Genomic DNA, 24049 nt, shown 5'->3' on the forward strand with positions numbered 1-24049 from the left:
GCGGTCGCCTGCTGCTCGCGCGACGTCGCCGCGATTTCGGCGACCGACGTCGTCACCTGCAGCGACGACTGCTGCGCGCGCGCGACCAGCTCGGTCAGCTCGTCGGCCATCCGGTTGAAGCCCGTCTCGAGCGTGCCGAATTCATCGCGGCGGCGCAGGTCGAGGCGGCGCGTCAGGTTGCCGGTACGCATCACGTCGTGCACCTCGACGAGCCGCGTCATCGGCACGGTGACGGAACGGTACAGCCCGTAGCCCAGCCCCAGCGCGGACAGCAGCACGATCGCCAGCGCGGTCGCGAGCACGACCTCGGTGTCCTGCACGGATTCGCGGATCAGCTTCGCGGACTGGTCGGCGAACTTGCGGTTCTCCTGCACCAGGATATTCGCGTTGCGCACGACCTCGGCCCATGAAGGCTGCACCTTCGCATAGGCGGCGACGGCCTCTTCGCGCGACACGCGGCTCTTCTGCACCGCGTCGTTCAGCAGCGGCAGGTAGCGGTCGAAGGCGCCTCGAAACGTCGCGAAGCGCTGGCGGTCGTCATCGCGGAACGTCGTGTTCTGGTAGTCGACCGACAACGACTCGACCTCCTTGAGCGCCTCGCCGATCTTCGCGAAATCGCGCTGCACGAGTTCGGGATCGGTGTCGACGAACGTCGCCTGCTGCAGCGCCGTGAACGATTCGTTGACCGCGCCGCGCAGCGACGCCGCGAGATAGACGCCGGGCAGCGAATCGCGTTCGATGCTGACGGCTTCGCTGTTGATCGCGCGCAGGCGCTCGTAGGACACGCCGGCCATCACCAGCATCAGCACGAACAGCACGCCGAAGCTGATCAGGATACGGTTGCCGAGCGTCAGCCGGGCGGCGCCGCTCGTCGTGTGCAGGCTTTCATTGGTCGCGCGGGGCGTCACGGTGGCCATGTTCGTTATGGGCTTTCAAAATCAGCGTTGAAAAAATCCGCGCCCGCCTGCGCGCCGGACGGCGCGCCACGAGCGCATCGGGGTCTGCGGGCAACGCGGCACCGGCGGGCCGCGCCGCGAAATCATCGCTCCGCTTGTGCCGGCAGCCGAAGCGCGACCATGAAGCCGCGCGCCGTATTGCGCATCAGGATCTGGCCGCGATGCCGCGCGGCCGTCGCGCGGACGAACGCAAGCCCGAGGCCGAAGCCGCCGCGCGCCGCGCCATGCGCGGATTCGAGCCGCACGAACGACTCGGTCGCGGCCGTGCGCTGCTCGGGCGCGATGCCGGAGCCGGCGTCCTCGACGCCGATCAGCCAGGCACCGTCATCGTCGCTCAGCGTGCAATGCACGTCCGTACCGGCCGGGCCGTATTTCAGCGCGTTGTCGATCAGGTTCGCGACCGCGCGCGTGAGCATCATGCGGTCGCCCATCGTCACGCACTCGGTGCCGGGCACGTGGGCAACGACCCGGCTGCCGAATCCGGCCGCCTTCTCCCACAGCTGGTCGACCGCGTCGAGCACGATCTCGTTGAGGCTCAGGACCTCGTGCGCGCGGCGTTCCGACTGCGCGCGGGTCAGGTGGATGAAGCCGTCGGCGAGCGCGAGCGCGCGCCGGGCGTGGCCGGCAATGCGCTCCATGATCGCCGGCATGTCGCCGTGCTCGGTCCGGTAGACCTCGAGCAGCGCGAGAATCGAGGTCTGCGGCGAGCGCATGTCGTGCGACAGGAAATCCAGCGCTTCGTCGCGCTGCCGCGACATCAGGTACGAATTCGAGTGATAGCGGATGCGCGCGGTCAGCTCCATCGCGTCCGGGAGCTTCACGAGATAGTCGTTCGCGCCGGCGATGAATGCCTCGCGCTTGACGATCGGCTCTTCCTTCGCCGACAGCACGATGATCGGCACGCGTGCGGTGTCGGCGTTCGCGCGCCACGCGCGAACGAGGTCGAGGCCGTCGATGTCCGGCATCACGAGATCCTGCAGGATGACCGTCGGCTTCACGTCGCGCGCGACCGCCATCGCCCGGTGTGCGTCGGTGCACACATGCAGGTCGATATCGTGCTCGCTGCGCAGCGCGCGACGGATCACCTCGCCGACGAACGGCTGATCGTCGACGAGCAGAACCGATAGCCCCGATTCGAGACAATCCGGCGCATTTTCACCGCTGGATTCTTTCATAAATACCGTTTCAAACGCCAAATCTCCAATTGATTCTTTCATAGGAGTTGTTTATCCGACTTGGACGCCATCTTAAAACATGGCGGCAGAGAAATCCGCCTGTGTTGCCGAACTGGCCTGTCGGCATTGCCTCGCGGGGATCCGAACGCCGAATTCACCCCGACGACGGTCGCATTACCTCCGCGCGCTTTCTCTCAATAAAGATAACCGGCTGATTCTAAATGAAATTAGAACACAGCATCTATCTCCTTCCGGTTTAGTTTTGCCAAATATGGTGAGAGAGCGGAATTCAGATAAATCAGATCATTTCCTGGCGCGAAAGACGACAACGTTTGCGAAGCCGCCGCCATGAGGTTTGCATGCGCTGCAAGGCCGCCCGTCGAACGTATCGGGACCGGATTTCGATGCGACGGAATGGGGAAGGTGGAGAGGAGAAAAGCGCGCGCCGCCACCGGATCGGCCGCGACGCGGCACGCATCGAACGCCGCCGGCCGGCGCCGGTGGCGCAGCAAGGCGGCCGTGCGCTCACGCCCAGCCGCGCGGCCGCTTACCCGCGCGCGTGCTGCGCGGACACTTCCTGCAGGTCGAGATCGCGCTCGACCATGTGCAGCATCTCGTCGTGAATGCGGCCCGTACGATGCAGGCGCAGCAGCTCCGCGCGCCCGGCCTTGATCGCGGCCAGCACGACGTCGTAGTGCGCGACGCGGACCTCCGCTGGATATTCGGGCTCGTTCTTCGCCCGCTCGGTCAGCTCCGCACGATACGTGTATTGCTCCAGCAGGCGCGGATGAATCACGTTGCCGCTGTCGTCGCGCACCAGCGGCTGGATCGCCGCGAGCTGCGCTGCCTCGATATGCGCCCACGTCTGCGGCTCGGTCAGGTGGTGCGCGGCGCGCTCTTCGCGTTGCGGCAGGCGCAGCAGCCGGATCAGCGGCCCGATGGTCGTGCCCTGCAGCAGCACGGTGACGAGGATCACCGCGAACGACGCGACCAGGATCACGTCGCGGCCCGGCAGCGCCTCCGGCAACGACAGCGCGATCGCCAGCGTCACGACCCCGCGCATGCCGGCCCAGCTCATGACCGTCGCGGCCTTCCAGTCGGGCGCGCCGCCGCGCCGCACGATCCCGCGCACCGGCCACTTCAGCACCTCGACGGCATAGATCCACACGAAGCGCGATACGATCACGGCCGCCAGCACCGCGAGCACGGCCGGCATCATCGTGGCGAGCACCTGCTCGAAGCCGCCGAGCCGGTGGATCGCGCCGCGCAGCGACAGCCCGATCAGCACGAACACCAGCGCTTCGAGCAGGAACACGATGACCTGCCAGAACGCGGTGCCGCGCGTGCGCACGGCCGCCGAGAACACCTCGTGCTGATGCCAGCCGACGATCATGCCGGTCGTGACCGTCGCGATCACGCCCGACACCTCGGCCATCTCGCCCGCGATGTATGCGATCCAGCCGGCGATCACCGCGACGGTGACCACCAGGTAGTCGTCGTCGAGCAGCTTCAGGAACCACACGACGAGCTTGCCGACCAGGAAGCCGACCACGACGCCGCCGAGCCCGAGTTCCGCGAAACGCACGACCGCGTGCTCGAGGCTGAACGCGCCCGTCAGCGCGGCGGCGACCGCGAAGCGGAACAGCACCAGGCCCGCCGCGTCGTTCAGCAGGCTCTCCCCTTCGAGCAGCACCATCAGACGGCGCGGCAGCGCGACGCGTTCGAGCACCGCCTTCGCGGCCACCGCATCGGGCGGCGACACGATCGCGCCGAGCGCAAAGCACGCGGCCCACGGCAGCGACGGCACGACCCAGTGCACGGCGAAGCCGACCGCGAACGTCGTGAACACCACCGCGCCGATCGCGAGCAGCAGGATGCCGCCCACATTGCGCTTGAACTCTTCCCACACGGTGAAATACGCGCCGTCCATCAGCAGCGGCGGCAGGAACACGAGCAGCACGAGCTCCGGATCGAGGTTGATCGGCGGCAGGCCGGGAATGAACGCGATGCCGATGCCGCCGATCAGCAGCGCGGCCGCTGGCGGCAACCGCAACCGCTTGGCGATGTATTCGAGCGCAACGATCGCGAGGAATGACAACAGAACCAGCTTGAATGCCGAGACGGGGGACATGAATCGACCTCGTGAGGAATGAATGCGCACGCCAGCCGGTGTCGTACCCCGGTTGGCCATTTCGCGCGATTACATCACGATGCGATGCGTGCAGTCGAGCGCGTTCGGCCGGCGCGGCCCGCATTGCCACGACGATGGCGCACGGCGGACATCGCCGCGATCCGTCGGTGTGCGCCGAAACGAAAACGGCACGCGGGCCGGCGCGATGCGCCCGCCCGCGTGCCGTCATGCGGCGCCTCTCGCGCTAGCGGCGCCGCACGACCATCAGGCGCGGCTCGGTCATGTCCTCGATCGCGTAGCGGATCCCTTCGCGGCCGAGCCCCGAATCCTTCACGCCGCCATACGGCATGTTGTCGACGCGGAACGACGGCACGTCGTTGATCACGACGCCGCCCACCTCCAGTTCGTCCCATGCGCGCTGCGCATGCGCGAGCGAATCGGTGAACACGCCCGCCTGCAGGCCGAAGTCGCTGTCGTTGACGCGCGCGAGCGCATCGTCGAAGCGCTCGAACTTCTCGAGGATCGCGACCGGACCGAATGCCTCCTTCCGGTAGAGGTCCTGTTCGCGGCCGACGTTTTCCAGCAGCGTCGCCTCGAACATCGCGCCGTCGACCTTGCCGCCCGCGACGATCTTCGCGCCCGCCGCGACGGCCGCATCCATCCAGCCCGACAGGCGGCGCGATTCGGATTCCGAGATCATCGGGCCGACGAACGTCGACGGATCCTTCGGATCGCCCATCTTCAGCGAACGCGTCTTCGCGACCAGCTTGTCGCGCAGCGCGTCGTACAGGTCCGCATGCACGAGGATCCGCTGCACGCCGATACAGCTCTGGCCCGACTGGTAATACGCGCCGAACGCGAGACGCTCGACCACGTAGTCGAGCTGGTCGTGCTGGTCCGCGTCGACGATCGCCGCCGCGTTGCCGCCGAGCTCCAGCACGACTTTCTTCTTGCCGGCCTTCTCCTTCAGCGCCCAGCCCACGGCGGGCGAGCCCGTAAACGACAGCAGCCTGAAGCGCTCGTCGGTCGTGAACAGGTCCGCGCCGTCGCGATGCGCGGGCAACACCGAGAATGCGCCCTTCGGCAGGTCGGTTTCGGCGAGCACCTCGCCGATGATCAGCGCGCCGATCGGCGTGCGGCTCGCGGGTTTCAGCACGAACGGACAGCCAGCGGCCAGCGCCGGTGCGACCTTGTGCGCGGCGAGGTTCAACGGGAAGTTGAACGGCGAGATGAACGAGCACGGGCCGATCGGCACACGCCGCGTATAGCCGGTGTAGCCTTGCGCGCGGGCCGAGATCTCGAGGTTGATCACTTCGCCGTCGATGCGCACCGACTCCTCGGACGCGACGCGGAACGTATCGATCAGCCGCGTCACTTCGCCCTTTGAATCATTGATCGGCTTGCCGGCCTCGATGCACAGCGCCTCGGCCAGCTCGTCGAAGCGCTCGCGAAAGCGCGCGACACAGTGGTCGAGCACCGCCTGCCGCCTGTAGGCCGGCAACTCGCGCATCGGCTTCGCGGCGTCGACCGCCGCGCCGATGGCCGCATCGATCGCCTTCGCGTCGGCCAGCGCGACGCGTGTCGCGACCTTGCCGCTGAACTTGTCGGTGACTTCGAGATCGGTGTTCGCGTAGACGGCCTCGTTGGCCAGATAGTACGGATAGGTATCCTTCAGCATGGAACGCTCCTTCCGGTGAACGGCGGATTCAGAGTTGCGCCGACAGGCGCTTGATTTCGCGGTTGAGCACGCGCTCGTTGTCCGAATAGTCGATCGGCACGTCGATCACGTGCACGCCCGGCGTCGCGAAGCAGTCGCGCAGCAGCGGCCCGAGATCGTCGGCCGCTTCGACGCGATGCCCGTGCGCGCCGTAGCTCTGCGCATACGACACGAAATCGGGGTTCTTCAGCGTCATCGCGAAATCGGGGAAGTTCATGTTTTCCTGCTTCCAGCGGATCATCCCGAACGCATCGTCGCGCAGGATCATCACGACGATGTCGAGCTTCAGCCGCACGGCCGTTTCGAGTTCCTGCGAATTCATCATGAAGCCGCCGTCGCCGCAGACGGCGATCACCTTGCGCTGCGGATGCACGATCTTCGTCGCGATCGCCGACGGCAGGCCGGCGCCCATCGACGCGAGCGCGTTGTCGAGCAGCAGCGAGTTCGGTTCGTGCGCGCGCCAGTAGCGCGCGAACCAGATCTTGTACATCCCGTTGTCGAGACAGACGATCCCGTCGACCGGCAGCGCGTTGTACAAGTCGTTCACGATCCGCACCGGGTACATCGGGAAGCGCGGATCGTGCTGGCCCTTCTCGAGGTGCGCGTCGAAATGCGCCTTGATCATCTTGAAGCGCTCGAAATCCCAGTGCGATTGCGGCGTCACCGCTTCCTTCATCTGCCACACCGCGTTCGCGATGTCGCCGACCACTTCGATCTGCGGGAAGTAGACGGGATCGACCTGCGCGCCGAGGAAGTTCACGTGGATCACGGTCTTGTCGTCCGTGCGCATGAAGAACGGCGGTTTCTCGATCACGTCGTGGCCGACGTTGATGATGCAGTCCGCGTGCTCGATCGCGCGGTGCACGAAGTCGCCGTCGGACAGCGTCGCGTTGCCGAGCCACAGCGGATGCGTTTCGTCGATCACGCCCTTGCCCATCTGCGTCGTGAAGAACGGGATGCCCGTCTTGTCGACGAATTCGAGCAGCATCTTGCAGGTCGTCTTGCGGTTGCCGCCCGCGCCGATCATCAGCAGCGGGTGACGCGCGGCCTGGATCGCGTCGACCGCGTGCGCGACCGCCTTCTCCTCCGCCACCGGCCGCCGGCTGTAGCTGCGCGGAATCGGCTTGCCGTCGCCCTCCTCGTGCGCGATGTCTTCCGGCAGTTCGAGGTGCGCGGCGCCCGGGCGCTCCTCCTCCGCGCGGCGGAACGCCTCGCGCACCGCCGACGGAATGTTGCCGATCGACACGATCTGCCGCGTGAACTTCGTGAGCGGCTGCATCATGTCGACGACGTCGACGATCTGGAAGTGGCCCTGCTTGCTGGACTTGATCGGCTTCTGCCCCGTGATCATCAGCATCGGCATGCCGCCGAGCTGCGCATACGCGGCGGCCGTCACGAAGTTGGTCGCGCCCGGCCCGAGCGTCGCGAGACACACGCCGGTGCGGCCCGTCAGGCGGCCGTAGGTGGCGGCCATGAACCCGGCCGCCTGCTCGTGCCGGGTCAGCACGAGCTTGATCTTCGAGCGCCGCAGCGATTCGAGCAGATCGAGGTTTTCCTCGCCGGGAATGCCGAACACGTACTCGACGCCTTCGGCTTCCAGCGCCTTCACGAACAGATCCGATGCTTTCATGGGGGACTCTCGGTTGATGCCGCCTGGCCGGCTTACGGGCGCGCGACGTTCAGAACGCGCGCCGGCCTACGGCACGCGGACGCTTTACCTACTGGACACTGACCACGGCACTGCCCGCCGTGCAACGCACAGCGGCGCCTCCCTGTGCAGGAGGACAAACGGATTCACCCGCGCGCGGCAAGCACGCGCGGGCGGCAAGGACGTTTTTGATTGTAGACGGATTCGCGGAATTCCGACTTCGGCCGAATGGCCGGGTCCGGCCGCGCGAAAGGGTCGGCCTGACGGCCAATTCGACCTCAAGCGGCGCGCGCGGCCCTATCGTCGGGGGCAAGCCAATTTCATTCATCGAACCTGTGAACCATGGTTGACATGCCGAGATCCATGCCCTACAGTGCCCCTACGTTCAGTATCCGGACCACCGATGTCTTCGACGCGTGGTTTGCCGGCCTGCAGGATCGCGTCGCCAGGCGGCGCATCCAGGCCCGCATCGACCGCCTGTCGATGGGCAATCCGGGCGACTGGAAATCCGCCGGCTCGCCCGTCGTCGAAATGCGTATCGACCACGGCCCCGGTTATCGCGTCCACTACGTCAGGCGCGGAACGATATGGGTGATCCTGCTCTGCGGCGGCGACAAGTCGACGCAACAGGCGGACATCCGCGCCGCCCACGCGATGCTCGAGCGGCTCGATCTGGAGTAACCGATGGACAAGATCAAGACCCGGCCGTGGGATTCGGCCGAACACCTGAAGACCGACGACGACATGGCCGACTACTTCGAGGCCTGCCTGCAGGAAGCCGGCGACGACCCGGCCTTCATCGCGCATGCGCTCGGCGTGATCGCCCGCGCGCGCGGCATGTCGCAGGTCGCGCGCGACGCGGGCCTGTCGCGCGAAGGGCTGTACAAGGCGCTGTCGCACGACGGCAATCCGAGCTTCGGCACGATCCTGAAGGTGATCAAGGCGCTCGGCCTGCAACTGCACGGCGCGAAAGCGCACGCGTGATGCGGCGGCACACGATGCCGCGCCACATGCTCGACGCTCGGGGCCGCATCAATGCAGCCACTCCGCGGCCCAGCGCGGCACCAGCGACACCAGATACAGCCCGAGCCCGATCAGCCCGCCGACCAGCGTGCCGTTGATGCGGATGTACTGCAGGTCCTTGCCGATGTTCAGCTCGATCTGCCGCGACATCTCGCGCGCATCCCAGTTGCGCACCGTGTCGCGGATGTGACGCATCAGGAAATCCGCGAAATCCGGCGCCATCTCGTGCACGGCCTTCTCGATGTGCTCGTTCAGCGACGCGCGCAGCGCCGGGCTCTCCGCGAGCCGCGCGCCGAGCCAGCCGCCGAGCGTCGCGGCCTGCCGGTGCAGCGTCGAATCGGGCCGTGCGAGATCGGCCTTCAGCCATGCGCGCAACTGGTCCCACAGATCGCGCACGTAGTCGTTGAACGCGTCACCATCGCGGATGTAGCGCTTGATCTCGTCGCCCTTCGCGATGAACGCCGGGTCGTGCTTCAGCCGCTCGGTCAGCCGCACGACCGTGCGGTCGAAGCGCTGCCGCAGCTCGTGTTCGGGATCGGCCGCCACGCCCTCGAGCACGCTGCTCACCGCGCTCGCCAGCATGCGCGCGCCGTTCTCGCCGAACCACTGCGTCGGCATGATCTTCTCGATCTTCGGGTATTGCGTCTTCAGCCATTCGACGATGAAGCCCGCGATCACCTCGCGGTTCTCCTCCTTGTCGAGCACGTCGACCACCTGTTCGATCGCGTCGTCGAGCAGCGCCTGGTGGCGGCCGTCCTTCGTCAGCGTGTCGAGGATCGCGCCGGCCGATTGCGACAGGTCGATCCGGTCGATCACCGCGCGGAACGCGTCGTGGACGAACGACTGGATCCGCGCGTCGTCGGTCATGTCGAGCGCGAAGCTCATCAGCTTCGTCACGTAGCCGCCGAGCGCGTCGGTGTTCGCGGGCTCGCCGAGCCATGCGCCGAGCTTCTGCGCGGGATCGTGCTGGCGGATCTGCGCGGCGAGCGCGTCGGGGCCGAGGAATTTCTCGCGCACGAACACCGCGAGGTTGTCGGCGATCTTGTCCTTGTTCTTCGGGATGATTTCGGTGTGGCGCGACACGAACGGGATCGGCACGCGGCGGAACAGCGCGACGACCGCGAACCAGTCGGCGAGCGCGCCGACCATCGCAGCCTCGGCCACCGCCTTGAAGCCGTCGACCCACGGGCCGCGCGGCAGCAGGATCGTCGTGACGAATACCGCGACGGCGGCCAGCAGCAGCCAGAGCGCGCGGCGCTTGCTGCGTTTCAGTTCGAGGGCTTTGTCTGTCGTCATGGGCGACCGGTGAAACGGCAATGCCGCTAATATGCACCGATCGCCGGCCCGCGACAAACCCGAGCGCATTGCGCGCGCCGGGAATGTTGTCCCGAACGGGTTTCCTGCTGCGTTTGAGCGATCCGACGCGAACACGGCCGCCCCGGCCGCATTCGCGCGTTGCCTCAGAGAAACGTCTTCAGGTTCACCGCCGGATCGGCAAGCTTCGCCGGATCGGGCACGGCCCCCGCCGCAATCAACCGCCGCGACGCGCCGATGTCGCGCCCCAGGTTCGCCGCGGCCACCGCGACGATCTTCCCGTCGTCGCCCAGCGCGAACACCGTGAACGGCCCGCTCGCGGGATCGCCGCGCACGACGGTCGTCCGTTCGCTGCCGAACAGCCCGAGCATCTGCAGGTTGCAGTCGTACTGATCGGACCACAGCCACGGCAGCTCGGCATAGGTTTCGTCCGCGCCGAGCAGGTTCGCGGCCGCGACGGCCGGCTGGTTTTCCGCGACCTGCCACGACTCGATCCGTACGTGGCGACCGAGCAGCGGATTGAAGTGCATCGTCACCTCGCCGGCGGCGAAGATCGCGCGATCGTCCGTCCTGCATCCCGCATCGACACGGATCCCGTTGTCGACCTCGAGGCCGGCCGCCTGCGCGAGCTCGACATTGGGCACGACGCCGATCCCGACTACCACGATATCGGCCGGCACGTCGCCGCGATCGGTCTCGACGATCGCGCCGCCGCCCGGTGCGCGGCGAATCGCGCGCGGCAGCGTCGCCATCTGGAAGAGCACGCCGCGCGCGTCATGCAGTTGCCGCGCATACGCGCCGACGACTTCCGGCAACGCACGCTGCAGCAGGCGCGCAGCCGGGTCGATCACCGTCACGTCGCAACCGAGCTGGCGCGCCGCGGCCGCCACTTCGAGGCCGATGAAGCCGCCGCCGAGCACCGCCACGCGACGCCCCGGCGCGAGCTGCGCGCGCAACGCACGCGCGTCGGCCACGGTGCGCACGTAATGCGGGACGACGCCTTCGTCGACCGGCCCGCCGAACGCACGCACGCGCGAACCGGTCGCGAGCACGAGCCGCGTGTACGGCACCGTCGCATCGTTATCGAGCCGCACACGCTGCGCGGCGCGGTCGATCGCGTCGACGCGCGAGCCGAGCCGCAACTCGATGCGCTGCGCGTCGTACCACGCGGCGTCGCGGATGAACGCGCGCTGCTCGCCGCCGTCCGACAGCAGCGCGTCCTTCGACAGCGCGGGCCGGTCGTACGGCAGCTCGCGCTCCGCGCCGATCATCACGATGCGTGCGTCGGCGTCGCGCGCGCGCAGCGCCTCGGCCGTGCGCCGCGCCGCGTGGCCGGCGCCGACGATCACGAACGGATCAGCCGACATTGACTTCCACCTGCCCGTCGACGATCCGGATCGGATAGGTCCGCACCGGCTCGGTGATCGGCGCGCATTTCGGCGCACCCGTGCGAATGTCGATCAGCCCCTGGTGCAGCGGGCATTCGACGCAGCCGTCTTCCACATAGCCTTCGGACAAGCGCGCGTGACCATGCGAACAGAGGTCATGCATCGCGAACAGTTCGTCGCCGATCCGGAACACCGCGATCGGCTTCTGGCCGGCGACGCGCGCCGCCGGTTCGTCTTCGGAGAATTCGTCGAATGTGCCCAGCGGGTGCCATTCGGCGAGGGTTGCTTCGGTCATGTCGTTTCCTTGGCTGTCGGATCGGTCAGATCGGGGTGGCGAGCAGCGTCTGCACGCGCGACGTGTCGTAGATCACGCGCTTGGTCTTGTAGCGCAGCCCGTCGGGCGTGCGCACGACCGTGTCGTAATACTTGCCGGCCTGGTACACGTTCGATTCGCCGTTGCTGCGCGTCTGCACGACCACGTAGTTGCTCTCGGTGTCGATCTCGCCGTCGCGTTCGGCGACGATCGTGAGGCCCGACGTCATGTGCCGGTACGTGTGCTCTTCGAAGATGTTCGCGTGCCGCAGCGACACCACTCGGTCGCGCAGCATCCGCTGGTTCGTGCAGTGGACGATCCCGACCGGCAGCCCGAGATCCGCGTTCTCCTTCGGCACGATCTCGTACGTGCAGTCCTCGGTGAACATCTCCGGCCAGCGTTCGAGCCGGTCGTTGTCGAGGTGGCCGATGTAGCGGTTCTGGAGCATGTAAATCTCGAACCACGTCTTCATGTCTTCCGTCAGGTTTTCCATCGTTCCGCGCTCCCGCTTCAATAGCCCATCAGCTTCTGATAACCGACCCAGAACTTGCGGATCAGGCTTTCGGTGATCACCGTGTCCTGCTGGTCAGGGTTGCCGCGCGACATCTCGATCACCGACGTCGCATCGGCGTCGCGCACCGTGCCGCGCTGCACGAGTTCGGTCGCCTCCGTGTCCTCCATCGAGATGTAGCCGGCCGGCCCGACGAGGTTCGCCTGCTTGATGCGCAGCGCGCGCAGCTCGGGCGTGTCGTCCGCGTAGCCGAAGAAGTGGAAGATCAGCTCGAAGTTGTCCGGCCCCTTCGGCAGGATCTGGCGCGCGACCAGCGTGTTGTGGATCTGCTGGATCACGAGCTGCGGGAAGATCGGCTGGATGTGGTTCGTGCAGTCCTCGTCGTATTCCGACACGAGATCGAGGATCGACTCGTCTTCGAGATGGAAACCCTCGTCGAACGAGCGGATGTTCTGCTGCTTGTACGCGGCCGACGTGTCGTCGCCCGTCTTCGTCACCGTGATGATGCTGTGCAGCCCGTGGTTCGCATCGGGAATCGAGCGCGCCTTCATCCCGACGCGGAAGATGTTGAAGGTCGTATGGAACAGGTGCAGCATGCTCGCGTGATACGGATCCTTCACGTTCTCCATGTACAGCTTCCAGTTCGACTTCGAATACTGGCGCGTGCAGCCGAGATACTCGATCGGCTTGTGGAAGATCCGGTCGATCCACGGACGCATCTGCTCGCCCAGGTATTCGGGCAGCGGCGCCACGTCGTCGCTGAAGGTTGCGAACACGAGCCCGCGATAGCTGTCGACGCGCAGCTTGCGCAGCCCGTGCTGCTTCGGGTCGAAGTCGGCCGGCATCCCGGTCATCCCCTTCTGGCCGCGCCGGAACGGCACGCCGAGCAGGTTGCCCTGGTTGTCGAAGCTCCACTGGTGGTAGACGCACGTGTGCGAGCTCGCGTTGCCGCGCGACTTGCGGCAGACCTGCGCGCCGCGGTGCGCGCAGCGGTTCACCCAGGCTGACAGCGTGCCGTCCTCGGTGCGCGTGACGACGACCGGCGTATCGCCGACGAACGTGCTCTTGAAGTCGCCGGCGTTCGGGATTTCCGCTTCCAGCGCGACGAAATTCCAGGTCGGCCCGCGGAAGATGCGTTCCTGCTCGCGATCGTAGACCGCGCGCGAGCTGAACACCTTGTACGGCACGCGCGAACCGTCTTCGTGCGGAAAGCGCACATCGGACGCGTCGTCACGCGTGGCGAATACGACGGGCGATTCTGTCTGCTCCATGTCGGACTCCTTGTGGTTCCGTTTCGTTGATTCCATGGAGCCGATTTTTGAAAAGCTAATATTCGGCGTCTATCCGGAAAGTGTGATTGCGGCGGCGCAATATCCACTTTCGGCGGATTTCTGCGCTAGCATGGCGACACACGCGACCCGGCGCACGATCGCGACCCATTCGTCGGATCGAAGCGCGCGTCCACACCAAGGCCGATGCCCATGTCCCCAACGTCGTTCGAGCCGCTTGCGCTGCGCGCGCACCGGCTGTTCGAATCCCGCGATCTCGACGAGACGCGCGAGCGGATCTCGCGCGTGATGCAGCCGCACGCGCTGCTGCCGAGCGGGCGCGTGCAAGGCGCATCGCATATGGATTTCGTCCGGCTCGGCGGCCTCGGGATCGGCACCATCGCGTTCGGCGACGCGATGCGCGTGCAGGTCGACGCCGTCGACGGCTATTACCTGCTGATGTTCTGCCTGTCCGGGCAGGCGGAAGTCCACGCGATGGGGCGCCGGCTCGGCGTCGACGGGCAGACGGGCGTGCTGTGCGCGCCCGGCGAGCGCTTCGACGCGGTGCTCTCCGCCGACTGCGAGCAGTTCGTGCTGCGCATCGATGCCGCGACCGTCGGCTCGCTGACCGGCGATCCGCGCGCGATGCTCGACCCCGTGCTGCACATCAGCGATGCCGCGCTCGCCGCGTGGCGCCAGCAGCTGATGCTCGTCGCCCGCTCGCCCGAGCTGCTCGAACGTGCGAATGCCAACCCGCGCGTCGCGTCGCAGCTCGAGCACCTGCTGATCGATCTGCTGATCGAAGGCCACCCGCCGTCGGTACCGAGCGCGCGCCTCGATCCCGCGCCGGGGTTCGTGCGGCGCGCGCAGGAGTTCGTGAACGCGCACTACGCGCAACCGCTGCAGCTCGCCGATATCGTCCAGGCCGCCAACGTGCCGGAGCGGACGCTGCGCGACGCCTTCCTGCAGTTCCGCGGGATGAGCCCGATGCAATACCTGCGCGCGACGCGGCTCGAGCATGCGCGGGAGTTGCTGCGCGGGTCGGCGTCCAAGCGACGGATCGCCGATATCGCGCTCGATTGCGGGTTCACGCACCTCGGGCGGTTCGCGATCGCGTACCGGGAGAAATTCGGCGAATCGCCGTCGGAGACGCTCGACGGGATGCGGTAGGCGGGTGCCGGGCTTGTCGGGCTCGGCTGCCTTGCTGCCTTGCTGCCTTGCTGCCTTAGCGCCTTACCGGCCTGATCGGCTCGCTGCGCGCCTGCATCTACGGCAAATGACATCGCATCGCGATGCCCTCTCCGCATTTGGCGTAGCGTGGTGAAATTGACCGTTAGTTGCAATTGATACGAAAACGGCCGGCCCTACGCCGCCGGCGCGATCATCGCCCGCGCGATCGCGCAGAACGCGGTCGTCGCGGCGCTTTCGCCGTGCAGCCGGCGGCTCATGATGATCGGCGACGTCGCCGTGGGTTCCGGCAGCCGCCGGTAGACGACGCCCTTCACGCGCACGCCTTCCACGCTTTCCGGCACCAGCGACACGCCCACCTGCGCGGCGACGAGCCCAAGCGCCGTCTGCAGTTCGCGCACCTCGTGCACGGCCGCGGGCACGAGCGCGCCGTCGCGCAGCGCGGACAACTGCTGGTCCGCGAAGCTCGGCCGCGGCGTGCTCGGATAGACGATCAGCGTCTCGTTCGCGATGTCCGCGAGCGTCAGCGGCCGGTCCGGATCGGCGAGCGGATGGCCGACCGGCAGCGCCGCGATCAGCTTTTCCTCGATCAGCGCCTCGCGCACGAGCTGGTCGTCGTCGAAGCGCAGGCGGCCGAACCCGACGTCGATCCGCCCGCCCTTCAGCGCGCCGAGTTGCTCGAGCGTGAACATTTCGATCAACGACAGCTCGACGTCCGGCTGCGCCTCGCGAAACGCGCGGATCACGTCCGGCAGCGCGCCATAGAGCGTCGACGGCACGAAGCCGATCACGATCCGCTCCGACAACTGCGCGAGCCGCCGCGTCAGCGGGCCGAGCTCGTCGGCCTGTTCGACGACCCGCGTCGCCTGCGCATAGAACACGCGGCCCGCGTCGGTCAGTTTCAGCGGCCGCGCGCCGCGCTCGAACAGCGGCAGCCCGACCTCGTCCTCGATCGCCTGGAGCTGGCGGCTCAGCGGCGGCTGCGTCATGTGCAGCCGCTCCGCGGCCCGCGTGATGTTCATCTCCTCCGCGACGGCGATGAAGTACCGGAGCTGGCGCAATTCCATTTCATGCCTCAAAGGTATGGAAGTAGTCGGAAAGAGTGTTGGACGACGCCGGGCGGGAATTCCTACCATGTGCACCAACAGGAGGAATCGCATGATAGCAACTGCCGCCACCATCGAACGCATCGAGACGCTGCTCGTCGACGTGCCGACGATTCGGCCCCACAAACTGTCGGTCGCCACGATGAATTGCCAGACCCTCGTACTGGTCCGCGTTCGATGCACGGACGGTATCGAAGGCGTCGGCGAGGCGACCACGATCGGCGGGCTCGCGTATGGCGAGGAGAGCCCCGAGAGCATCAAGGTCAACATCGACACCTACTTCGCGCCGCTGCTGCAAGGCATGGACGCGACACGTCCGGGCGCTGCGATGGCGCGTGCGCGCAAGCTGTTCCAGGGCAACCGGTTCGCGAAGTGCGCGCTCGAAACCGCGCTGTTCGATGCGCAGGCGCGCCGCCTCGGCGTGCCGCTGTCCGAGTTGTTCGGCGGCCGCACGACCGACGCGGTCGACGTCGCGTGGACGCTCGCGAGCGGCGACACGCAGCGCGACATCGCGGAAGCCGAGGCGATGCTCGACGCACGCCGCCATCGCGCATTCAAGCTGAAGATCGGCTCGAACGCGGTCGACGACGACGTCGCGCACGTGATCGCGATCAAGCGCGCGCTCGGCGAGCGCGGCGACGTGCGCGTCGACGTGAACCAGGCCTGGACCGAAACCGACGCGATCCGCGCCGGCGCACGACTCGCGGACGCCGGCGTGAGCCTCGTCGAGCAGCCGATCGCCGCAACCAATCGCGCGGGGCTGAAACGCCTCACGCAGCTCGCGCACATTCCGATCATGGCCGACGAGGCGCTGCACGGCCCCGTCGATGCGTTCGCGCTCGCACAGGACCGCGCGGCCGACGTGTTCGCGGTGAAGATCGCGCAGTCGGGCGGCCTGCTCGGCGCGGCGAGCGTCGCATCGATCGCGTCGGCGGCCGGCATCGACCTGTACGGCGGCACGATGCTCGAAGGCGCGGCCGGCACGATGGCGTCCGCGCAACTGTTCAGCACGTTCGGCTCGCTGAAATGGGGCACCGAGCTGTTCGGCCCGCTGCTGCTCACCGAGGAAATCCTCGTCGAGCCGCTGCGCTACCAGGATTTCAAGCTGCACCTGCCGGCGACACCCGGCCTCGGCATCACCTTCGACTGGGCCCGCATCGAACGGATGCGACGCGACGCCCGCTGATCCCGCACGACACGACAACCGAAACCGGAGACACAGATGAACAAGCAAGCCATCGACGCCCTGCTGAAAACCTTCGACGACGCCGCGGAAAAGCCCGGCAATCCGCGCGTGCGCGCGATCGTCAACCGGATCGTGAAGGACCTCTGCTACACGATCGAGGATTTCGACGTGCAGCCGAGCGAGTTCTGGACCGCGCTCAACTACCTGAACGAAGCCGGCCGTGAATTCGGGCTGATCGCCGCGGGCCTCGGCCTCGAGCGCTTCCTCGACGTGCGGATGGACGAGGCCGAGGAGAAGGCCGGCTTCCACGGCGGCACGCCGCGTACGATCGAAGGGCCGCTGTATGTCGCGGGCGCACCGGAATCGGTCGGCCATGCGCGTCTCGACGACGGCACCGATCCGGGCCAGACGCTGATCATGCGCGGCCAGGTGCTCGGCCAGGACGGCACGCCGCTCGCGAATGCGCTCGTCGAGGTATGGCACGCGAACCATCTGGGCAACTACTCGTACTTCGATCAGTCGCAGCCGGCGTTCAACCTGCGCCGCTCGATCCGCACCGACGCCGAGGGCCGCTACAGCTTCCGCAGCGTGCTGCCGGTCGGCTACAGCGTGCCGCCGGGCAGCAAGACCGAGCAACTGCTCGACCAGCTCGGCCGCCACGGCCATCGTCCGGCGCACATCCACTTCTTCGTTTCCGCGGACGGATATCGTAAGCTGACGACGCAGATCAACATCGAAGGCGATCCGCATATCTGGGACGACTTCGCATTCGCGACCCGCGAAGGGCTGATCCCGAAGATCAGGCAGGCCGAGGGTGCGGAAGGCAAACCGTATGGCGTCGACGGGCAGTTCGCGCTGATTGACTTCGATTTCTCGCTGCTCAAGGACAAGCAGGACGTGCCGGCGAGCGAAGTCGAACGGGTGCGGGCGCAGGCCTGAGCGGCCGTCCCGTTCGCCGAATCGACAACAAGGAGCGCAGGATGCTGTTTCATGTGGAAATGACCGTCCGCCTGCCGGCGGACATGGATCCGGTCAAGGCGGCCACGCTGAAGGCCGAAGAGAAGGCGATGTGCCAGCGGCTGATGAACGAAGGCGTCTGGCGGCATCTGTGGCGGATCGCGGGGAAGTATGCGAACGTCAGTATTTTCGACGTCGAAAGCGTGCAGCAGCTGCACGACCTGTTGAGTCAGCTGCCGTTGTTTCCGTATATGGAGATGGAAGTGCGGGCGCTGTGCCGGCATCCTTCTTCGGTGCGGGAAGATGATCGGTAAGAAGTGAATGTGAAGCGCGGCGTTATCGAACGGCCGCGCGAAGCACGGCCCCGGGCGGCCGGCGATTTTCTCGCCGGTCGCCCGTGACGTTTTGCACAGCCGCCGGGTTCAGGTGGCGCCCCGCGTCACGACGATACAGTGACGATCACCGCTCGCTCGCCAGATGCGCCGCGAACCCGACCGTCCCCGGCGCGATTTCCGCCTTCAGCGTCAGCGCCGGAATGTCGTAGTCGCCCGCGTTCTGTCGCCGGAACGGAATCGGCTGCGCGGTCCACAGTTCGTCGAGACGCTTGCCGAGCGCCGCACGCGTTGCGTCGAAGCGCTCATCGTTCATCTTTCCCGTCCGGTAAATCACGAACGGCGGCAGCACGTCGAACCCCGGGTAGTACAGAATCCCGTGCTGGATCGGGAACAGCACGTCGTCGATCGGCCCGTTGATGCCGCGCGCGCTGTAATGCGACTCCCAGCCGCCCGTCGTGACGATCACCATCGCCCGTTTGCCCGCCAGCGAACCTTCGCCGTAACGGTCGCCCCAGTGCAGGTCGGAATGCTCGCCGACGCCGTATGCGAAACCATACGCATACACACGCTCGACCCAGCCCTTCATGATCGCCGGCATCGAGAACCACCACAGCGGGAACTGCAGGATCACCGCATCGGCCCACTTCAGCTTGTCCTGTTCGCGCGCGATGTCGTCACGCTGCGTGCCCGTCTCGAACGCATGCTTCGAATCGAGCGCAGGATCGAAACGCGCGTCGGGTGCACGGACGGTCACGTCGTCCGCGTCGAACGCGGCCTTCCAGTTCATCGCATACAGGTCCGTCACCTGCACGCTATGACCCGCCGCTTCGAGATGCTCGACGGCAAAGTCGCGCAGCGCGCCGTTCAGCGAACGCGGCTCCGGATGGGCATAAACGATCAGCACATTCATGTTCGTCACTCCGTTGATTGAATGACTGCAGGATGCCGTCGCCGAAGGTATATTGGAAATGAATTCCCGATATTCCAGGTATAGCCGTGAACAATCTCAGACGACTGGATCTGAACCTGCTGGTCACGCTCGACGTGCTGCTTGCCGAGCACAACGTCACGCGGGCGGCCGAGAAACTGAACATGTCGCAGCCGTCGGTCAGCGTGCAACTGCAGAAACTGCGCGACCTGTTCGGTGATCCGCTGTTGCTGCCGGGGCCGCGCGGAATGCGGCCGACCGCGCGGGCGGAAACGCTGCGCGAGCCGCTGCGAGATGCGCTCGAAGCAGTCGAACGCGCGGTGCTGACGGCCACGCCGTTCGATCCGGCAACCGCGACGAACACGTGGCGCGTGGCCGCAACCGACTATGGCGAATCGACGATCGTGCTGCCCGCGCTGAACAGGCTGCGCTCGGCCGCCCCCGCGACGCGCCTCGCCGTCGTCGAACTCGTGCCGCCGCGCATCGAGCAGGACGCCGAGCGAAACGGTATCGACCTGGCCTTCCATACGACCGAAGGTTCGCCGGAAGGGATGCGGCGCCTGCCGCTGTTCGTCGAGCGTTACGTGCTGGTCGGCCGCGCCGGTCATCCGAAACTCAAGCGCCGCCCGACGCTCGCGCAGTTCGGCGCGCTGGAACATGTGATCGTGTCGCCCGACGGCGGCGGCTTCTTCGGCGTGACGGACGAAGCGCTCGCCAAAGCCGGCGCCACGCGGCGCGTGGTGCTGTCGGTGCCGCATTTCCTGTTCGTGATGACGGCCGTCGCCACAACCGACCTCGTGGCGATGCTGCCCGAGCGGCTGGTGCGCAACACGCCCGCATTGCGCGTCGTGGAGGCGCCGGTCGACGTGCCCGGCTATGAAATGTCGATGCTGTGGCACGAGCGCGTGCACCGCGATCCGGCGCATCGATGGTTGCGGGAGACGATCGCCGCGTCGGTGTAGATCGCCAGACGAGCGGTCGGCGCAGCGAGGCCACCGCGAGGTTCCGAGACATGACGTGCGCAGCGCGATGCAGCGAAGAGCACGGAGCAGAAACGCGCTTCTTGCCAATGCGGCTTCATGCGTCGGCCGCCCTCGCCGGTCGCCCTTGCCGGTCGCCCGAATCCGCTCACCCGAATCCCGGTCGCCGCACGAACACATTCATTCAGTACTTGAAACCGCCTCGAACACTGTATATATTTACAGTGCTTTTGTACCATTTGACCCGAATTCCGTCACCCATGACGGACGGACTTTTGTGAGGCGACCATGTTCCAGTCATCCGCATTCGATCCCGAGCAACCCGGCTTCAACCCCGTCCACTTCGAGCGTGCCGCGCGGCAAGCGGTCGTCGATCTCCAGCGTGTCGTCGGCGGCCCTGCGCAGCGGGCGCTCGGCTTGCGGCGCCGCAGCCATCCGGCCGCCGTCCGCACGATGAGCTGGCAGGCGCTGCTGAATGTCGAGGAGCTGGCGTTCTCGAACACCGGCTTCCTGAACCGCAACGATCCGATGGTCGTCGACGCCTTCATCCGGCTGCGCGACAGCCGGATGGTCGCCGCGGACGTCGAGGAAGCCGTCGACTGGAAGCGCGACGACGACGATCTGCCCGCCGTCTATCTGATCGTCAAGGCGATGCTGGAAGCGGAAGAGCGCGAGACACAACGCGTCGAGATGGAGTGACGGCGGCGCCTCGCGCGCTGTACCGTTACAGCCGCGCCGCGAGCCGCGCGCCCTGATCGATCGCACGCTTCGCATCGAGCTCGGCCGCCAGTTCCGCGCCGCCGATCAGATGCACGGAGCGTCCGGCCGCCTGCAGCGGCGCGAACAGCGCGCGCTGCGGCTCCTGCCCCGTGCACAGCACGATCGTGTCGGCTTCGATCAGTTCGTGATCGGTGCGCTGCTCGCCGTACGACACGTGCAGCCCGCGCGCATCGATCAGTTCGTAGTTCACGCCGCCGATCATCTTCACCTGCTTCATCTTCAGCGTCGCGCGGTGAATCCAGCCGGTCGTCTTGCCGAGCCCCTTGCCGAGCGGCGCGGCCTTGCGCTGCAGCAGCGTCACTTCGCGAGCGGGCGCCGCGACCTGCGCGCGCGTCACGCCGCCGCGCGTCGCGGCCGGATCGGTCACGCCCCACTCCGCCTTCCACTCTTCCAGATCGAGCGTCGGCGACTCGCCGTCCTGCACCAGATACTCGGCGACATCAAAGCCGATGCCGCCCGCGCCGACCACCGCGACACGCCGGCCGACCGGCTGCCTGCCGGCGAGCACGTCGATATAGCTGAGCACGTTCGGCCCGTCCTGGCCGGGAATCTTCGGGTCGCGCGGCGCCACGCCGGTCGCGAGCACGATCTCGTCGTAGCCGCCCGCGATCAGTTCGCTCGCATCGACGCGGCGATTCAGGTGCAGATTCACGCCGGTCAGCTCGACCTGACGGCCGAAGTAACGCAGCGCTTCGTCGAACTCCTCCTTGCCCGGAATCCGCTTCGCCATGTTGAACTGGCCGCCAATCTCCGGCGCCGCGTCGAACAGGTCGACGTGGTGGCCGCGCTGCGCGAGCACGGTCGAGCATGCAAGCCCGGCCGGCCCGGCGCCGACCACCGCAATGCGCTTCGGCTGCTGCACGCGCGTATAGATCAGCTCGGTCTCGTGGCAGGCGCGCGGGTTCAGCAGGCACGACGCGATCTTGTTCCTGAACGCGTGGTCGAGACACGCCTGGTTGCAGCCGATGCAGGTGTTGATCTCGTCGGCGCGGCCCTGCGCGGCCTTGACGACGAACTCGGCATCCGCGAGCAGCGGGCGCGCCATCGACACCATGTCCGCGCAGCCGTCCGCAAGGATCTGCTCGGCCACTTCCGGCCGGTTGATCCGGTTGGTCGTCACGAGCGGAATGCCGACCTCGCCCTTCATCTTCTTCGTCACCCACGCGAACGCGCCGCGCGGCACCGACGTCGCGATCGTCGGCACGCGTGCCTCGTGCCAGCCGATCCCGGTGTTGATGATGGTCGCGCCCGCGCGCTCGACGGCCTTCGCAAGCTGCACGGTCTCGCTCCAGTCGCTGCCGTCGGGAATCAGGTCGAGCATCGACAGCCGGTAGATCAGGATGAAGTCGCGCCCGACCGCTTCGCGCGTGCGCTCGATGATCTCGATCGGCAGGCGGATCCGGTTCTCGTACGAACCGCCCCACTGATCGGTGCGCTTGTTCGTATGCATCGAGATGAACTGGTTGATCAGGTAGCCCTCGGAGCCCATGATCTCGACGCCGTCGTAACCGGCCTCGCGCGCGAGCTGCGCACAGCGGACGAATGCACGAATCTGCCGCTCCACGCCGCTTGCGCTGAGTTCGCGCGGCGCGAACGGCGAAATCGGCGACTTGATCTTCGACGGCGCAACCGCGAACGGGTGGTAGCCGTAGCGGCCGGTATGCAGGATCTGCAGCGCGATCTTGCCGTCGTCCGCATGCACGGCGTCGGTGATCACGCGATGGCGCCGCGCGCCGGCCGACGTCATCAGCGTGCCGCCGAACGGCTTGGTCCAGCCGGCCACGTTCGGCGCGAAGCCGCCGGTCACGATCAGGCCGACGCCGCCGCGCGCGCGTTCGGCGAAATAGTCGGCGAGCCGCGGCAGCGTCTTGCGGCTGTCCTCGAGGCCCGTGTGCATCGACCCCATCAGCACGCGATTCTTCAGCGTGGTGAAGCCGAGGTCGAGCGGCGCGAGCAGATGGGGAAAGGAGGTCGTCATGATGATCCTGCCGGTAAGCGATGCGTGTCATCGTAGGCCGCGCGCCGCCTTGAACGTGAGGGGGCAAACAGCCATAATGCTTGTCATTTCCGGCCAAATCGACATGACCTCCCCATCGCGCAAGGACCGCCTCGGGCTACGCCGGCCGACGATTCCGGTCGCCTATACGCGCCTGCTGCTGCAGGCGCTGGCCGCACGCGGCGTCGACCTGGCCGCCGTGCGCGCGGGCACCGGGCTGCGCGATGCGGTGTTGGCCGAACCGGACGCGCGCGTCGCGCCGTCGCAATGGGGCCGGCTCGTGCTCAACGCGATCGAGATCGGCGGCGATCCGGGCATCGGGCTGGCGTTCGGGCTGCTGCTGAAGCCGACCGTGCACGGCTTCCTCGGCTATGCGACGCTGACCGCGCGGGACATCCGGGAAGCGCTGGTCATCACGCAGCGCTACTTCCGGATGCGCAACCGCCAATATCGGCTGACCTACGCGGAGGACGCGCACGGCGCGACGCTCGAGCTGCACGGCGTGCAGGCGAGCCCCGTGCTGCAGCATCACGTGATGTTCGAGTTCGTGCTGACGGGGCTCGCGCAGAACATCTCGCAGTGGTCCGGACGCGCGTCGCCGCCGATCGTGCTGCGCTTCACGTGGCCCGAGCCCGGTTATTTCGCGCGTTATCGCGACCAGTTGCCGCCGGTCGAATTCGGCTGCGCGGCGAACGCGCTGTGGATCGCGCACGACGTGCTCGACTGGCCGCTGCCGCTCGCCGACGAAGTCGCGCACCGGCAGGCGCTGGTGCAGGTCGAGCGCGAGTATGCGCAGGTACGCCAGGAGGAAGGCGATCTCGTCGAGCGCGTGCGCGCGGAACTGGCGCGAACGGCCGGCGACTATTCGAGCCCGGAGGCGCTCGCCGACGCGCTGCTGGTATCGACGCGCACGTTGCGGCGTCGGCTCGAGGACGCCGGGTCGAGCTATCGGCAACTGCTCGACGAAGCGCGGTTTCGCGACGCGAAGCAATTGCTCTGCGCGTCGGACCTCGACCTGAAGACGATCGCCGAGCGGCTGCAGTTCACCGACCCGGCGAATTTCACGCGCGCATTCCGGCGCTGGGCCGGGCAGACGCCGAGTGCGTATCGGGAAGCGGCCGGCGCCCCGGCGAGCGAGTGAGCCGGAAA

The 24049-nt window shown here is 67.0% G+C and carries 22 protein-coding genes; 9 read left to right on the forward strand and 13 right to left on the reverse strand.

Annotated features, from left to right (window positions below):
- The 5 genes from DIE12_RS27605 to DIE12_RS27630 form a co-directional block, all read right to left on the reverse strand.
- A partial coding sequence (locus tag DIE12_RS27605) for a methyl-accepting chemotaxis protein (RefSeq protein ID WP_148091649.1) occupies positions 1–917 on the reverse strand: 917 nt, incomplete at its 3' end.
- A gap of 122 nt (positions 918–1039) precedes the next feature.
- Positions 1040–2173, reverse strand: coding sequence for a hybrid sensor histidine kinase/response regulator (locus DIE12_RS27615; protein ID WP_044847544.1), 1134 nt, complete (start codon positions 2171–2173; stop codon positions 1040–1042).
- 505 nt (positions 2174–2678) lie between these two features.
- Positions 2679–4262, reverse strand: coding sequence for a Na+/H+ antiporter (locus DIE12_RS27620; protein WP_044847545.1), 1584 nt, complete (start codon positions 4260–4262; stop codon positions 2679–2681).
- A gap of 244 nt (positions 4263–4506) precedes the next feature.
- Entirely contained in the window at positions 4507–5940 is a 1434-nt protein-coding gene (locus tag DIE12_RS27625) for an aldehyde dehydrogenase family protein (protein WP_124520318.1), read from the reverse strand.
- A gap of 28 nt (positions 5941–5968) precedes the next feature.
- Entirely contained in the window at positions 5969–7609 is a 1641-nt protein-coding gene (locus tag DIE12_RS27630; protein ID WP_044847547.1) for an acetolactate synthase large subunit, read from the reverse strand.
- 381 nt (positions 7610–7990) lie between these two features.
- Between DIE12_RS27630 and DIE12_RS27640 the strand changes: the two genes are divergently transcribed.
- Both DIE12_RS27640 and DIE12_RS27645 read left to right on the forward strand, forming a co-directional pair.
- Positions 7991–8308 carry a type II toxin-antitoxin system RelE/ParE family toxin gene (locus tag DIE12_RS27640; protein ID WP_124520409.1) on the forward strand — a complete coding sequence of 106 codons (318 nt, stop codon included), beginning with the start codon at positions 7991–7993 and terminating at the stop codon, positions 8306–8308.
- A gap of 3 nt (positions 8309–8311) precedes the next feature.
- A complete protein-coding gene (locus DIE12_RS27645; protein WP_006750245.1) occupies positions 8312–8611 on the forward strand; it encodes an addiction module antidote protein in 300 nt (99 codons plus the stop codon).
- 48 nt (positions 8612–8659) lie between these two features.
- Here DIE12_RS27645 and DIE12_RS27650 read toward each other — a convergent pair whose 3' ends face one another.
- The 5 genes from DIE12_RS27650 to andAc all read right to left on the reverse strand — a co-directional run bounded on the left by DIE12_RS27650 (position 8660) and on the right by andAc (position 13447).
- Positions 8660–9946 (reverse strand): DUF445 domain-containing protein, encoded by a 1287-nt coding sequence (locus tag DIE12_RS27650; RefSeq protein WP_124520320.1) that lies wholly within the window; start codon positions 9944–9946, stop codon positions 8660–8662.
- A 164-nt stretch (positions 9947–10110) separates the two neighbouring features.
- Positions 10111–11331: an anthranilate 1,2-dioxygenase system ferredoxin--NAD(+) reductase gene (gene andAa, locus DIE12_RS27655; RefSeq protein ID WP_124520321.1), complete on the reverse strand. Its 1221-nt coding sequence runs from the start codon at positions 11329–11331 to the stop codon at positions 10111–10113.
- The gene (gene andAb / locus DIE12_RS27660; RefSeq protein WP_044847551.1) at positions 11321–11647 is read right to left on the reverse strand and encodes an anthranilate 1,2-dioxygenase ferredoxin subunit AndAb; all 327 of its coding nucleotides are present in this window, start codon (positions 11645–11647) and stop codon (positions 11321–11323) included. Before andAb ends, andAa begins: the two co-directional genes overlap by 11 nt.
- A 25-nt stretch (positions 11648–11672) precedes the next feature.
- Positions 11673–12158, reverse strand: coding sequence for an anthranilate 1,2-dioxygenase small subunit AndAd (gene andAd / locus DIE12_RS27665; RefSeq protein ID WP_044847552.1), 486 nt, complete (start codon positions 12156–12158; stop codon positions 11673–11675).
- Positions 12159–12175: 17 nt separating this feature from the next.
- Positions 12176–13447 carry an anthranilate 1,2-dioxygenase large subunit AndAc gene (andAc, locus tag DIE12_RS27670; protein WP_044847583.1) on the reverse strand — a complete coding sequence of 424 codons (1272 nt, stop codon included), beginning with the start codon at positions 13445–13447 and terminating at the stop codon, positions 12176–12178.
- 210 nt (positions 13448–13657) lie between these two features.
- Here andAc and andR point away from each other — a divergent pair, with 210 nt between their 5' ends.
- Entirely contained in the window at positions 13658–14614 is a 957-nt protein-coding gene (gene andR / locus DIE12_RS27675; protein WP_124488772.1) for an anthranilate 1,2-dioxygenase regulatory protein AndR, read from the forward strand.
- Between the two features lie 194 nt (positions 14615–14808).
- Here the strand turns inward: andR and DIE12_RS27680 are convergent, their stop codons facing one another.
- Entirely contained in the window at positions 14809–15699 is an 891-nt protein-coding gene (locus DIE12_RS27680) for a LysR family transcriptional regulator (protein ID WP_044847554.1), read from the reverse strand.
- A 91-nt stretch (positions 15700–15790) separates the two neighbouring features.
- Between DIE12_RS27680 and DIE12_RS27685 the strand changes: the two genes are divergently transcribed.
- Genes DIE12_RS27685 through catC form a run of 3 tightly spaced genes read left to right on the forward strand, consistent with a single transcriptional unit; the run spans position 15791 to position 18195 of the window.
- Positions 15791–16924, forward strand: coding sequence for a muconate/chloromuconate family cycloisomerase (locus tag DIE12_RS27685; RefSeq protein WP_124488773.1), 1134 nt, complete (start codon positions 15791–15793; stop codon positions 16922–16924).
- A 36-nt stretch (positions 16925–16960) separates the two neighbouring features.
- A complete protein-coding gene (gene catA / locus DIE12_RS27690; protein WP_044847556.1) occupies positions 16961–17863 on the forward strand; it encodes a catechol 1,2-dioxygenase in 903 nt (300 codons plus the stop codon).
- Between the two features lie 41 nt (positions 17864–17904).
- Positions 17905–18195 (forward strand): muconolactone Delta-isomerase, encoded by a 291-nt coding sequence (gene catC / locus DIE12_RS27695; protein ID WP_044847557.1) that lies wholly within the window; start codon positions 17905–17907, stop codon positions 18193–18195.
- Between the two features lie 145 nt (positions 18196–18340).
- Here catC and DIE12_RS27700 read toward each other — a convergent pair whose 3' ends face one another.
- Positions 18341–19126, reverse strand: a complete 786-nt coding sequence (locus DIE12_RS27700; RefSeq protein ID WP_124520322.1) for an NAD(P)H-dependent oxidoreductase — start codon at positions 19124–19126, stop codon at positions 18341–18343.
- A gap of 86 nt (positions 19127–19212) precedes the next feature.
- On the opposite strand from DIE12_RS27700, the gene DIE12_RS27705 reads away from it, so the two are divergent.
- A complete protein-coding gene (locus DIE12_RS27705; RefSeq protein ID WP_124520323.1) occupies positions 19213–20106 on the forward strand; it encodes a LysR family transcriptional regulator in 894 nt (297 codons plus the stop codon).
- Positions 20107–20412: 306 nt separating this feature from the next.
- The gene (locus DIE12_RS27710) at positions 20413–20823 is read left to right on the forward strand and encodes a DUF2471 family protein (RefSeq protein ID WP_044847560.1); all 411 of its coding nucleotides are present in this window, start codon (positions 20413–20415) and stop codon (positions 20821–20823) included.
- A 25-nt stretch (positions 20824–20848) separates the two neighbouring features.
- Here the strand turns inward: DIE12_RS27710 and DIE12_RS27715 are convergent, their stop codons facing one another.
- Positions 20849–22882, reverse strand: a complete 2034-nt coding sequence (locus DIE12_RS27715) for an NADPH-dependent 2,4-dienoyl-CoA reductase (RefSeq protein WP_124520324.1) — start codon at positions 22880–22882, stop codon at positions 20849–20851.
- Between the two features lie 76 nt (positions 22883–22958).
- Between DIE12_RS27715 and DIE12_RS27720 the strand changes: the two genes are divergently transcribed.
- Complete coding sequence (locus tag DIE12_RS27720; protein WP_124520325.1) at positions 22959–24041, forward strand: AraC family transcriptional regulator; 1083 nt, start codon at positions 22959–22961, stop codon at positions 24039–24041.
- Positions 24042–24049 lie beyond the last annotated feature (8 nt).

Source organism: Burkholderia sp. Bp9015, from assembly GCF_003853505.1.
Classification (GTDB): Bacteria; Pseudomonadota; Gammaproteobacteria; order Burkholderiales; family Burkholderiaceae; genus Burkholderia.